11 protein-coding genes are annotated in these 12,433 nt (G+C 58.4%); 3 read left to right on the forward strand and 8 right to left on the reverse strand.

Translation table 11 applies throughout. The features are described from left to right. Positions 1 to 16: 16 nt before the first annotated feature. Positions 17 to 745 (reverse strand): carbonic anhydrase, encoded by a 729-nt coding sequence (locus CKW14_RS07860; RefSeq protein WP_064116616.1) that lies wholly within the window; start codon positions 743 to 745, stop codon positions 17 to 19. Between the two features lie 238 nt (positions 746 to 983). Next, a complete protein-coding gene (locus CKW14_RS07865) occupies positions 984 to 2,042 on the reverse strand; it encodes a PA0069 family radical SAM protein (RefSeq protein WP_093429491.1) in 1,059 nt (352 codons plus the stop codon). A gap of 227 nt (positions 2,043 to 2,269) precedes the next feature. On the opposite strand from CKW14_RS07865, the gene CKW14_RS07870 reads away from it, so the two are divergent. Next, positions 2,270 to 2,572 (forward strand): hypothetical protein, encoded by a 303-nt coding sequence (locus tag CKW14_RS07870; protein WP_095049528.1) that lies wholly within the window; start codon positions 2,270 to 2,272, stop codon positions 2,570 to 2,572. A 207-nt stretch (positions 2,573 to 2,779) separates the two neighbouring features. Beyond that, a complete protein-coding gene (locus tag CKW14_RS07875) occupies positions 2,780 to 3,055 on the forward strand; it encodes a hypothetical protein (protein WP_095049527.1) in 276 nt (91 codons plus the stop codon). A gap of 59 nt (positions 3,056 to 3,114) precedes the next feature. Here the strand turns inward: CKW14_RS07875 and CKW14_RS07880 are convergent, their stop codons facing one another. From CKW14_RS07880 to CKW14_RS07890, 3 genes are read right to left on the reverse strand one after another with little or no spacing between them, the layout of a single operon-like run. Beyond that, positions 3,115 to 4,416, reverse strand: coding sequence for a cytochrome c (locus CKW14_RS07880; RefSeq protein WP_095125100.1), 1,302 nt, complete (start codon positions 4,414 to 4,416; stop codon positions 3,115 to 3,117). A 12-nt stretch (positions 4,417 to 4,428) separates the two neighbouring features. After that, positions 4,429 to 6,213, reverse strand: coding sequence for a GMC family oxidoreductase (locus tag CKW14_RS07885; RefSeq protein ID WP_095125101.1), 1,785 nt, complete (start codon positions 6,211 to 6,213; stop codon positions 4,429 to 4,431). 2 nt (positions 6,214 to 6,215) lie between these two features. Continuing rightward, entirely contained in the window at positions 6,216 to 6,962 is a 747-nt protein-coding gene (locus CKW14_RS07890) for a gluconate 2-dehydrogenase subunit 3 family protein (RefSeq protein ID WP_095049524.1), read from the reverse strand. A 305-nt stretch (positions 6,963 to 7,267) separates the two neighbouring features. Here CKW14_RS07890 and CKW14_RS07895 point away from each other — a divergent pair, with 305 nt between their 5' ends. Next, a complete protein-coding gene (locus tag CKW14_RS07895) occupies positions 7,268 to 7,909 on the forward strand; it encodes a tyrosine-protein phosphatase (RefSeq protein ID WP_095125114.1) in 642 nt (213 codons plus the stop codon). Between the two features lie 8 nt (positions 7,910 to 7,917). Here CKW14_RS07895 and CKW14_RS07900 read toward each other — a convergent pair whose 3' ends face one another. The 3 genes from CKW14_RS07900 to prlC all read right to left on the reverse strand — a co-directional run bounded on the left by CKW14_RS07900 (position 7,918) and on the right by prlC (position 12,396). Then, positions 7,918 to 9,942: a M3 family metallopeptidase gene (locus tag CKW14_RS07900; RefSeq protein ID WP_095125102.1), complete on the reverse strand. Its 2,025-nt coding sequence runs from the start codon at positions 9,940 to 9,942 to the stop codon at positions 7,918 to 7,920. Between the two features lie 112 nt (positions 9,943 to 10,054). Continuing rightward, positions 10,055 to 10,348 (reverse strand): YheV family putative zinc ribbon protein, encoded by a 294-nt coding sequence (locus CKW14_RS07905; protein ID WP_095049521.1) that lies wholly within the window; start codon positions 10,346 to 10,348, stop codon positions 10,055 to 10,057. Then, on the reverse strand, positions 10,345 to 12,396 hold the full coding sequence (prlC, locus tag CKW14_RS07910) for an oligopeptidase A (RefSeq protein ID WP_095125103.1): 2,052 nt from the start codon (positions 12,394 to 12,396) through the stop codon (positions 10,345 to 10,347). Before prlC ends, CKW14_RS07905 begins: the two co-directional genes overlap by 4 nt. Between the last annotated feature and the right edge of the window lie 37 nt (positions 12,397 to 12,433).

Raw genomic sequence — 12,433 nt, forward strand, 5'->3', positions numbered from 1 at the left:
AGATGTTTAGGAAGATTTAGAAGCGCGCTTTGGGCGTCGCCACCGGAATCGGATGGCTACCATCGAGCGGCAGGAAACGTCCCTGATCCGCGTCGTAAGCTTTAATTTCGCTGGTTTCGATGTTGTAGACCCAGCCATGGATGAACAGATGACCGTTCGCCATGCGCGAGGCTACCGAAGGATGGGTACGCAAGTGCTGCAATTGGGCGATGACGTTTTCCTCGGTGAGGATCGGCATGCTTTCTTTTTCGTCGGCGCAGTGACAGTTGTCGTGCACCATGGTTTTCGCGACTTCAGCGTGGCGCAGCCAGGCTTTGACTGTCGGCATCTTTTCCAGGCTGTCCGGATTGAGCACCGCACGCATGGCGCCGCAATCGGAGTGGCCGCAGATGATGATGTGCTGCACGCCAAGCGCCAGTACCGCGTATTCGATAGCGGTGGATACGCCGCCGTTCATCTGGCCGTAAGGCGGGACAACGTTGCCGACGTTACGGGTCACGAACAGATCGCCCGGCGAGCTCTGGGTGATCAGCTCAGGGACGATGCGCGAGTCGGCGCAGGTGATGAACATCGCCTTTGGCGCTTGGGCCGTGGCGAGTTTCTTGAAGAGTTCTTCCTGCTGGGGAAAGACCTCATGATGAAAATGCAAAAAGCCGTCTACGATCTGTCGCAGCGCTGCATCGGCGGATTCCGCTTCAGGGGTTTGCGCCGACGCAGCCAACGGCTGTTTATCCTTGTCACTCATGATTCATCCTCTTTGGCGGATTAGGGGAGTCGTTCCCATGTATTCCGGTATGAAGCCAGTGGCTGTTTAAAACATCCGGGTCATCCCGACCCGTCAGTCACTCGATGAACAAGGTAGCCGCCGAAACTTAACTCAAACTGAATCAAACGCTCTAGCACGTGTGTTCCAGGTCACAAAAAACGTGACTGAGTGATTTCGGCGGAAGGATTCCAACCCCTCAACCATAGGCCAATTGTCGCTAAATCAACGACATCTGGCGACCCGGCGGACAGAAGGCAGTGCAATCGAGGTTGTAGCTTTCGCGGTGATTGATGCCCAGACGCTTGATGGCTTTGGCAAATCGTTGCGCGAGCAGGTCGGCGAACACCCCTTCGCCGCGCATGCGTGCGCCGAAACGACTGTCGTAGAGCTCGCCGCCACGGCTCTGGCGGATCAGGCTCAGCACATGCGCGGCGCGTTGCGGATAGTGCGCCTGAAGCCATTCTTCGAACAGCGGCGCCACTTCCAGCGGCAGACGCAGCATCATATAGGCAGCGCTTTGTGCTCCGGCCGCGTGGGCTTCGTTAAGCAGGTTTTCGATCTCGCTGTCGTTGATCATCGGAATCATCGGTGAACACAGCACGCCGACCGGTATGCCTGCTTCGCGCATGACCCGAATGGCGCGCAATCGCGCTTTGGGTGCAGCAGCGCGCGGTTCGAGGATGCGTTTGAGCTCGTCATCGAGCGTGGTCAGGCTGATCATCACCGCGACCAGGCGTTGCTCGGCCAACTCGGTCAGCAGGTCGAGATCGCGCAGAATCAGCGAGCCTTTGGTGACGATGGTCACGGGATGTCGATAGCGCAGAAGCACTTCGAGGGTCTGCCGGGTGATTTTGTGTTCGCGCTCGATCGGCTGATACGGATCGGTGTTGGAGCCCAGGTTGATCGGCGCACATTGATAGCCTTTTTTCCCGAGCTGTTCCTCCAGCACTTGGGCGGCGTTGGTCTTGGCGATCAGCCTGGTTTCGAAGTCCAGCCCTGGCGACATGTCCCAATAAGCGTGGCTGGGCCGTGCGTAGCAATAGATGCAGCCATGCTCGCAGCCACGGTAGGGATTGATCGAGCGGTCGAAGGGCAGATCCGGAGAGGTATTGCGGGTAATGATGGTTTTCGCGGTTTCGATCATCACCTCGGTGCCTTGGGTCAGCGGCACCTCCTGATACCAGCCGTCATCCTCGGCCACCGAACGGTTCGGCGCGAAGCGGTTGTGCGGGTTGCTGGCGGTGCCGCGACCGCGCTGGGGGAGAGGGTTGATCATTGGGCAGGCTCCAGATCTGTATATGCATACAGTACATGAGCAAGCCCGCTGTGATCCAGTACCGTTCAGCGATGGGATACTTGTTGAGTTCCAAAATTTATATATAGGTGCAGAGCCGAAGTACAACCCGAGATACATATGTTTGATTGTCGCGACAAGTTATCAAAGATAGCCTTGGCTACTCCGAGTGGCACTTGTCCGATAACTAAATTAAAAGGATTTAATTCATGTCTTACCTCAATCAACGCGGTGTCTTTGTGCAAATGATGCAACCCAATGCATCGGAACCCAACACCATTGTTTCGATGCAACTGGCACGAAAGGAACTGGGCTGGAACGCCGAACAGGAACTGCCTACCGAGGCGCTGGTCGACTCGATCTACGTAGTGGCGGTGTCCAGCGACCGTGGCAAAACGTTCACTGTTCGCACCAACAAGAAAGATGTGGACGGTGATGGCGATATTGATAACGACGACAAAGCGAAGTTGATTGCACTGGCCAAGGCTTATGTAAGTATCGTTAATCCGTAATTGAAAATGTAAGAATCTCACAGCAAATAAAAATAAAGCCCTGCATGACGACTCATGCAGGGCTTTATTGTTTTAGAAGAAGAGACGGTAAATGGCAGGTGGCCGGTAAAGGACTGGCTGGGCATACACCCTGTCAGCTTTGACAGTAGACCGGAATTCTCGCCAAACCTAATCTCAAGCACGCAATCAATCTGCAGGGTTTCATCCATGGCTATCAGAATACTGCTGGAAATCGCGGATATGGATCGGGATGCAAGTCCGGAAATCGCTTTTTATCACTACAGCGAGGACGCGACCGAAATGATGGATTACGACTATTCGCTTTTTGCTTCGTCGTCGCAGGCCAATGGTCGTTATGACGTGATCTGCGAAGACGCCGTCGATACTGACGGCGATGGCGACATCGACAAATACGACGAGAAGCTTTATCTGCAGCTGGCCGATGCATTTGCGCAGTTTAAAGGCTTTCAGCCCAAGCGTTGATCGGCCGCTGACACCGCACGAAAAGTCGAACCGTGCCAACGGCGTATCAATCACATCCGTCAGTTATGCGTAGTGACTTGCCCCAAATCATCCCCGGAAGTCGTTTGCATATCGTTCTTGCGTAGATTGGCTACATCTTCAGCGTCAACTGGCGCGCCTTTGTTGCCCCAACTGCCACGAATGAAACTCACCACATCCGCCACTTCCTGGTCCGACAGGCGCCAGGCAAAGCCCGGCATGGTGAACGTCGACGGTGCCGTGTGCGTCGCCGGCAACGTACCGCCCTTGAGCACAATGTGAATCAACGAAGTCGGGTCTTCCGATTGCAGCACCGGATTGCCCGCCAGCGCCGGGAACACCCGGGTGTAGCCGTGACCATCGGTGCGGTGGCACGCCGCGCAGTTGTCGATGTACACCGCAGCACCACGCTGACTGTCGTCACCGTTCCACAGTGCTTTGGCGGCTTTCTCATCGTACTGATGCGGTTGATCGTTCGGATCAGTGGCCGGCAGTGATTTGAGGTAGCGGGCAATCGCGGTCAGGTCGGCATCGGTCATGTATTGCATGCTGTGGGTGACCACGTCGCTCATGCCGCCGAACACCGCGCTGCGATCGCTGCGCCCGGTCTTGAGAAACTGCACCAGTTGCTCTTCGCTCCAGCCGCCGAGGCCATCCTTGTGATCGCCGCGCAGGCTTTTGGCGATCCAGCCTTCCAGCGGCGCACTGCCGGCGAGGAAGGTTGTACCGTCAGCCGCACTCAGGGATTTTTCCTGCATGGTCAGCGCGCGTGGTGTATGGCAGGCACCGCAGTGGCCGAGGCCTTCGACCAGATACGCGCCACGACTGATGACGGCGTCGTCACCGACTGGCTTGTAGTCCTCGACCTTCGGCGCAAACATCCAGCGCCAGCCCATCAGCGGCCAGCGCATGCTCAACGGCCATGGAATATCACTGCCCTTGTTTTCCTGTGCCACCGGTTCTACGCCGTGCATGAAATACGCGTACAGCGCTTGCATGTCGGTTTCGCTGACACGCGCGTAGGACGGATACGGCATCGCCGGGTACAACGTACTGCCGTTTTTGGCGACGCCATGGCGTACGGCCTGATCGAAGTCTTCGAAGCTGTATTCACCGACGCCGGTTTTATCCGGGGTGATGTTGGTCGAGTAGATCGTGCCGATCGGCGTTTCCATTGGCAGGCCACCGGCGAACGGTTTGCCGCCCTTGGCGGTGTGGCAGGCTACGCAGTCACCGGCGCGGGCGAGGTATTCGCCCTGTTTGATCAAACTTTGATCAACTTCAGCCGCATGGATTGCGGCGCTGCCGAGCAGCGCCAGAGTCGCGATAACGAGATTTTTCATGGTCATCGCTCCTTAAGCCTGAACCAGCGGGCCGGGGTTTTTCAGGTACTGCTCGCGGATCGCCTTCGCCGACCAGTAGGTCAGTGCGGCAACCAGCCCGGTCGGGTTGTAACCCAGGCCCTGCGGGAACGCCGAGGCGCCCGGAACGAAGACGTTGTGCACGTCCCAGCTCTGCAGGTAGCGGTTCAACGCGCTCTTCTTCGGATCGGTACCCATGATCGCGCCACCGTTGAGGTGCGTGGTCTGGTAAGACGCGGTGTTGAAGTGGTCGCCGACTTTCTTGCCGATCACCGCAATGGCTTTCGGGCCCATCGCTTCGGCGACCTTGCCCATTTTCTCGACCATGAAGCGGTTCATCTTGATGTCGTTTTCCTGCCAGTCGAAGGTCATCCGCAGCAGCGGCAGACCGTAGGCATCGCGGTACACCGGATCGAGATCGAGGTAGTTGCCACGGTAGGACTGATGCGCGCCGTGGGCGTCCATCGACACCTGGTGGGTGTAGTAATCGGCGGTCGCGCGTTTCCAGGCACTGCCCCACGCAGGTGTGCCCGGCGGGTTCGAAGTGCCGGCAATCGGCCGGCTGCCGGCCTGGTTGACCCACATCGGCGAGCCGCCGACGAAGCCGTGCGGGCCGTGGTCGAAGTTATCGGCGTTGAAGTCATCCAGCGCCACGCCGTTACCGCCGGCGCCAATGAAGTTGTTGGTGTGGGTGTCCTTGTCAAAGAACGCCTTGATGGTCGCCATGTTCTGGTAGGCAAAGTTACGCCCGACCACGCCTTCGCCGCTGATCGGGTCGTATGGCTTGCCGATGCCGGACAGCAGCATCAGACGCACGTTGTGCAACTGGAACGCGCCGAGAATCACCAGATCCGCCGGTTGCTCGATCTCGCGACCCTGACCGTCGATGTAGGTCACGCCGGTGGCTTTGGATTTGCTGCTGTCGAGATTGACCCGCAACACATGCGAGTTAGGCCGCAGCTCGAAATTCGGCAGCGGCTTGAGCGCCGGCAGAATGTTCACGTTCGGCGACGCCTTGGAGTACATGTAGCACACGTAACCGCTACAGAAACCGCAGAAGTTGCACGGGCCCATCTGTGCGCCGTAAGGGTTGGTGTAAGGCCCCGAGGTGTTTGCCGAAGGCAAGTTGTAGGGCTTGTAACCGACTTCAGTCGCTGCTTTGCCGAACAGCTGTGCGGAGACTGTGTTTTTCTGCGCTTCCAGCGGGAACGGATTGGAGCGATCCGGCGCGTACGGGTTGCCGCCCTTGCCCTGACCGACCAATTGGCCTTTCACCGTCCAGGCCTGGCCCGAGGTGCCGAAGACTTTTTCGGCGAAATCGAAGAACGGCTCCAGCTCTTCATAGCTGACGCCGAAGTCCTGGATGGTCATGTCCTTGGGGATAAAGCTTTTGCCGTAGCGCTCTTCGTAGTGGCTGCGCATGCGCAACTCGATCGGATCGACCCGGAAGTGCACGCCCGACCAGTGCAGTCCGGCGCCGCCAACACCATTGCCTGGCAGGAACGCGCCCAACTGGCGGTTCGGCAGGGCGATGTCGTTGACGCTATGACGAATGGTGACGGTCTCTTTGGAGATGTCCTGAAAGAGTTTTTTGCGCACGCTGTAGGTGAGTTCGTCGATCACCTGCGGATAGTTGCCCTCCGGGTAGGTGTCCTGCATCGGCCCGCGCTCCAGCGCCAGCACGTTGAGACCCGCTTCGGTCAGTTCCTTGGCCATGATCGCGCCGGTCCAGCCGAAACCCACGATCACTGCGTCAACCTTCTTCATTACCGTTGCCATGCTTACGCCCTCTCGCCGCGAATCGAAACTGCCGGGAAGGGGTATTGCTCGTTACGTTCCACCCAATCCATGAAATCGGCGCGGGCGCCGGGGAAGCCGATCATGGTCCAGCCGACCATGCCTTTGTTGCCACCGTGGATCGGGTCGCAGAAGAACCCTTCCTTGGTGTTTTGCAGCAGCAGATTGAAGAAAATCTTTGCCGGAACCGCATCGAATTGCGGCTTGCCAGCTTCGAGTTGCTTGAGCAAATCGTCTCGGGTAGCGCTGTCTTGCTCAGCAAATACTTTACCGTTGAGGGATTTTGCCCACTGATCCGTGGCGGCGATGCCGAGTCGATAGATCTCTTTGGGCACCAGTTTGCTCTGCCAACCCATTTCCGGAGCGGCGTCGGCATTGAACGGGCCTTGCATGTACCAAAGCGCACCGGCGGCGTACGGCGTGTTCATCTGGCGGTCGATGTATTCCGGCACACCGGCTTCGAGCGCGCCCGGTCCTTGAGTATCGTTGGGGATCAGTTGAGCAACGGCGGCATTGATGAACGCCCACTCTTCGGCGGTGAAATAACTCGGTTGGTAGACGCTGGCATCAGCGTGAACCGGTTGCGGCGCGGGCGCAGCCGGCGCCGCTTCAGGCGCTGCTTGCAGGACGCTGCTGCCCAGACCGGTGCCGGCCAGGGTGACAACCGGGATCAGGGTCAGGGATTTGCGCAAAAACTCACGCCGCGGGTTGTCTCGATCTTCATCAGACATTGGGGTGCACCTCATCAGGCATTAGAGGACAGCCGCTTCTGCGAGCGGCTTGAGGATTTTTCGTCGCGACGGATCCGGTCTGACCCGGAAAAAGGGGATGCGTCTGCAACATGATGTGACAAATGGTAGCAGGCTAAGCTTCCGGATAAACCGATTCAGCGGAAAAAACACCGGTTTTCTTTACGGCAGTGCTGGAAAGCATGCGGATTCACGTTTCTTTGACAGGCGCCTCACAGGGCTTTGACCGCGCAACGCCGAAGCTGCGTTTCCCCCTCATCGATGAATCCCGACACGGTAAAACCAGCATGTTCCGAGTGCGTTTTTTTCCTGCTTTGTGTATAGCTTTTTTAGCACTGTTGCCCTGGATACCGGCCCAGGCGGCGACGGCATCGACGGTTCGTCCGACTGAGTGGGCGCAACCGGTCGAAGTGCAATACAACCTGTTCCAGCTGTCGCCATTGCTCTATCGCAGCGCCTTGCCGGATGACGGCGCGGTGCCGCTGCTGAAAAGTCTCAAGGTCGCCACGGTGATCAACTTTCTGCCAGAAGCGGACGACTGGTTGTCTGACCCCGACATTCATCAGGTGCAACTTCCCTATCGCACCAATCACGTTGACGACGCCGATGTACTCAAGACCCTGCGGGCTATTCAGGCTGCCGAAGCCAATGGCCCGGTGCTGATGCATTGCAAGCACGGTTCCGACCGCACCGGACTGATGGCGGCGATGTATCGAGTGGTGATTCAGGGGTGGAGCAAAGAGGATGCCTTGAGCGAGATGACCCAAGGCGGTTTTGGCGACAGTATTCATTTCAAGGATGGTGTGCGTTACATGACGCAGGTGGATGTCGAAAAATTGCGCACGGCGTTGGTCAATGGCGATTGCAGTACCAGTGCTTTCGCCACCTGTTCAATGAAAAGCTGGTTCAAGTCCGCCCACATTGAGTGATCGGCGCGTCAGTCCGGTTGCGCTGCCAGATCAGCAGCCACCGGCTGACCCATAAAGGTCTCCAGCGCGCTGAGCAGCGAAGTCGAATCACCGGAGAAGAACGCTTCACGCAGTTCCCGGCCGGTTTGCGTATTGAATATCCCATCACGCCCAAAGCGCTTGAACGCTTTGCTGGCCAATACGCCTGACCACTTGTAGGCGTAGACCGAGGCTTCGTAACCGGTCACCAGATAATCGAAACTGTTGGCAAAGCGGCAATAGGCGGGTAATTGCAGCTGCGGAATTTTTTGCAGCACCGCTTCGAAGCACGATTGCGCGTTTCGGCCATTTTCCTCGCTACGGTGCAATTCAAGATCGAGTAAAGACTCAAGCAGCAGCGTGGCGGTATCGCGACTGGTGTGCGTCGCGATCGCGGCCAGTGCTGACGTTAGCCGTGTGCGGCTTAGCGGCGCGCGGGTTTTGTAATGTGCTGACAGCCACTGAAGCAGTTCCTCTGAAAGGCTCAATTGCTCGAACAGTTGCCCGGCGAACTCACCTGTATCGCGCGCCAGTTGCGAGATCCCCGACAGGTTGTGGTGGGGCGAGCGGGTCAGCACCTGTTGCAGGCAATGCCCGAACTCGTGGAATAGCACGCGCAGGTTCTTGTGTGAAAGCAGGCAGGGATACTCGCTGGTCGCGGGCGGGAAGTTGCAGTGAAGGATGGCAATCGGCAGGGCCGGCCGGCCCTCGGCATTGATTCGTCGGTTGCGCACGGTATTGGTCAAGGCAAAGTCGGGGCCGTCCTCACGATGAAACGGATCAAAGTAGATGTACCCCATCACCTGATCGTATTCGCTGACTTCAAACAGCCGCACCTCCTCGTGCCAATTGCTTAGGTCTTGTTGCTCGGCCAATTTGATACCGAACAGGTATTCATTGAACTGGCAGAACCGGCGTAGCGTTTCATCTAGCGGGAAATACTCGCGAAGTCCTTTCAGTGTGCTCGCCGAGCGTAGCTGGCGTAATTGCTCAGCAAAAAACTCGAAATCCCAGGCCTGCAGTTCTGCGACGCCCTGCGTTGCGGCGAATGCTTGCAGCGCCTGCATGTCCTGATCCAGTGCGGCACGATTTTGCTCGATCTGTTGCTTTAAAAAATGTTCGACCTGAGTGGGTGAGGTGGCCATGTGATTTGCAAGCCGCAGTTGGGCGAAGCTCTCGAAACCCAGCAACCTGGCTTTTTCATGGCGTAACCCGAGTAACTTTTGCAAAACCGGACCGTTGTCGAACTGAAGAGCATGCGGTCCTTGATCCGAGGCCCGGGTGCAATAAGCGCGGAAATACTCTTCGCGCAAACTCCGGTCTCGCGCATTTTTCATGATGTATTCGTAAGTGTTGCGATCCAGCGTCAGCAACCAGCCGCTTTTTCCCGTTCGACGCGCATTGAGCGCCAGCCGATCCTTGAACGCGGCTGACAGGCCGTCGAGCGTCGCCGATTGGTCAATCTGCTTGCTCCAGGCGGCATTGCTGCGCTCCAGATTGATTTGGAACAATTGCTCCTGAAGCTCGATGTCGAGGTTTATCGAGGTTAACCGCTGGCGCTGTTCGGCGGGCAATTCGATGCCCGACAGACGAAAAGAGCGCAGGGTCTTGGCTAACGACGCTTTGCGAAAGTCATCGAAGCTGTCGGCGATCGAACTCTGCTGCAGACGTTGATAGGTGTGATAGAGCTCCAGGTTGGCAGACTTCTGCACCCGATAGCGTGCCGCAGTAATACTGCACAGGGCGCTCTGCTCTACCCAGTCGACATCAGCACTTTTGACCGTCGAGAGCACGTCGATGAGAACCATGGTTTCAGCGAGCCGTGCGTCGGCTTCGGCGACGGCTATCACCAGATCATCCCAGTTGGGGTGGTCGGTCTGGGTGGCGATCACTTCGGCGATGATCCGCTGGTTATCGGCCACGATGGCATTGATGGCGGGTGCCAGGTGCTCGGCCTTTACGTCGGACCAGGCCGGCAGTTGCCAGCGTTGTAGCAGGGGATTGGTAGGGGGCATCGCGTCTTCCTTGACCGTAGGCTGAAAAAATCAGCCTACGGAGAAAGCGCAAGGGCAAGGCATTACATAGATACCACCTCGCACCGTTGATTCGGTGCGAAGTAGCCACAGCTCAATTGGGCTGGTCAGGTTTCTTTTTCAGTTTCGGGTTGGGAAAAAACTGCACCGCCTGCACGGTCTTGTCCGGCGCAGGTTTGTTCAGCGCGCTGGTGTTGACCCGCGTGCCCAGCTCTTTCGGTACCGACAGCCCTTGCTCGTTGAGCGTGTCCGAGTAACCGCAGGCCACACACTCACGGTGCGGCACGCTGTCTTCGTTCCACATCATCAACTTGTCCGGCTCGCTGCACGCCGGGCAGACCGCCCCGGCGATAAAGCGTTTCTTGGTAATCACAGGTGCCTCACTCATGCTGCCGCGTCCTCACTCAGGCCGCTGTGGCGCAAGAGTGCGTCAATCGATGGCTCACGGCCACGGAAGTCGACGAACAGCACCATCGGTGCCTGCGAACCGCCGCGCGCCAGAATCGCTTCGCGGAAAGCCCGGCCGGTTTCAGCGTTGAGCACGCCGTCCTCTTCAAACTTGGAGAAGGCATCCGCCGACAGTACTTCAGCCCACTTGTAGCTGTAATAACCCGCCGCGTAGCCACCGGCGAAGATGTGCGCGAAGCTGTTCGGGAAGCGGTTGTAGGCCGGCGGACGCATCACCGATACCTCGTCACGCACGCCTTCGAGCACTTGCAGCACGCTACGGCCGTCGCCGTGGGTGGCATGCAGTTCGAAGTCGAACAGCGAGAACTCGAGTTGGCGGACCATCATCAGGCCCGACTGGAAATTCTTCGCCGCGAGCATTTTTTCCAGCAGGTCCTGGGGCAGCGGCTCGCCGCTTTCGTAGTGACCGGAAATCAGTGCGAGGCCTTCCGGTTCCCAGCACCAGTTTTCCATGAATTGGCTCGGCAGCTCGACCGCATCCCACGCCACGCCGTTGATCCCGGAAACACCAGCGTGATCCACGCGGGTCAGCAGGTGATGCAGGCCATGGCCGAATTCGTGGAACAGCGTGGTCACTTCATCGTGGGTCAGCAGCGCAGGCTTGCCGCTGTCGGCCGGGGTGAAGTTGCACACCAAGTTGGCCACCGGGCTTTGCAGTACGCCATCAACCGTGCGGCGACGGTCGCGGGCGCCGTCCATCCACGCACCGCCACGCTTGTTGGCGCGGGCATAGAGGTCGAAGAAGAAGCGGCCGACGTGCTGGCCGTTTTCCTTGATTTCGAACAGGCGCACGTCCGGATGCCAGGTGTCGAAACCTTTCTGTTCAGCGATTTCGATGCCGTATAGACGCTGAACGATGGCGAACAGGCCGCTTAGCACTTTGTCGATCGGGAAGTAGGCGCGCAGCGTTTCCTGAGCAACGCTGTAACGTTGTTCACGCAGCTTTTCACCGTAGAAGCCGCTGTCCCAGCTTTGCAGGTCGGTGCAGCCCTGTTCGGCGGCGTAGGCGCGCAGCTGTTGCAGATCCTGCGCAGCGAACGGCTTGCTGCGCTTGGCCAGATCGCGCAGGAAGCTCAGCACCTGATCGCTGGATTCAGCCATTTTGGTGGCCAGGCTCAGCTCGGAGAAACTGGCGAAGCCCAAGAGTTTGGCTAGCTCCTGGCGCAGGTCGAGGATCTCTTCCATCACCGGGCCGTTGTCGTGCTGACCGGCGTTCGGGCCTTGATCCGAGGCGCGGGTGCAGTAGGCGGCGTAGACTTCTTCACGCAGGGCGCGGTCTTGCGCGTAGGTCATCACCGCGTAGTAGCTCGGGAATTCCAGGGTGATCAGCCAGCCGTCGAGGCCTTTGGCTTGTGCGGCAGCAGCCATTTGCGCCTTGGCCGAATCGGTCAGGCCGGCGAGGGCGGCTTCGTCGGTGACGTGCTTGGTCCACGCCTGAGTGGCGTCGAGCAGTTGATTGGAGAAACGGCTGCCCAGCTCGGACAGTTTGCTCTGCACTTCGGCGTAGCGTTTCTGCTCGGCTTCCGGAAGGTCGATACCCGACAGACGGAAATCACGTAGGGCGTGTTCCAGAATAGTCTTTTGCGCCACGTCGAAACCGGCGGCTTCCGGACTGTTGGCCAGCGCTTCATAAGCCTGGAACAGCTCGCGGTTCTGGCCCATCTCGGTGGAGTAGGCGCTCAGGGCTGGCAGGCACGACTCGTAGGCTTCGCGCAGTTCGGCGCTGTTGCACACGGCGTTGAGGTGGCTGACCGGGCTCCAGGCAGCACCGAGGCGATCATTAAGTTCGTCCATCGCCAGTACCAGGCCGGACCAAGTCGGGTGCTGAACCTGAGTCTTGAGGATTTCGGCAATGGCGGCGCGGTTGTCGGCCAGGATCGTTTCGATGGCGGGCAGGACGTGTTCGGCACGGATCGTGGAGAACGGTGGCAGGTCGTAGGACTGCAGCAGAGGGTTGTTCACGCTCACGGTTGGCACCTTGGCTGGGGAAACATTGCCCCATCTT

The sequence above is a fragment of the Pseudomonas sp. Irchel s3a12 genome (assembly GCF_900187485.1).
GTDB classification, from domain to species: Bacteria; Pseudomonadota; Gammaproteobacteria; order Pseudomonadales; family Pseudomonadaceae; genus Aquipseudomonas; species Aquipseudomonas neuropathica.

Bases quoted from the DNA above. Each gene is read 5' to 3' on its own strand.
- CKW14_RS07905 (WP_095049521.1), bottom strand. From the start codon at position 10,348: ATGAGTGAGGCACCTGTGATTACCAAGAAACGCTTTATCGCCGGGGCG.
- CKW14_RS07880 (WP_095125100.1), bottom strand. From the start codon at position 4,416: ATGAAAAATCTCGTTATCGCGACTCTGGCGCTGCTCGGCAGCGCCGCA.
- CKW14_RS07875 (WP_095049527.1), top strand. From the start codon at position 2,780: ATGGCTATCAGAATACTGCTGGAAATCGCGGATATGGATCGGGATGCA.
- CKW14_RS07895 (WP_095125114.1), top strand. From the start codon at position 7,268: ATGTTCCGAGTGCGTTTTTTTCCTGCTTTGTGTATAGCTTTTTTAGCA.
- CKW14_RS07870 (WP_095049528.1), top strand. From the start codon at position 2,270: ATGTCTTACCTCAATCAACGCGGTGTCTTTGTGCAAATGATGCAACCC.
- CKW14_RS07865 (WP_093429491.1), bottom strand. From the start codon at position 2,042: ATGATCAACCCTCTCCCCCAGCGCGGTCGCGGCACCGCCAGCAACCCG.
- CKW14_RS07890 (WP_095049524.1), bottom strand. From the start codon at position 6,962: ATGTCTGATGAAGATCGAGACAACCCGCGGCGTGAGTTTTTGCGCAAA.
- CKW14_RS07900 (WP_095125102.1), bottom strand. From the start codon at position 9,942: ATGCCCCCTACCAATCCCCTGCTACAACGCTGGCAACTGCCGGCCTGG.
- CKW14_RS07885 (WP_095125101.1), bottom strand. From the start codon at position 6,213: ATGGCAACGGTAATGAAGAAGGTTGACGCAGTGATCGTGGGTTTCGGC.
- CKW14_RS07860 (WP_064116616.1), bottom strand. From the start codon at position 745: ATGAGTGACAAGGATAAACAGCCGTTGGCTGCGTCGGCGCAAACCCCT.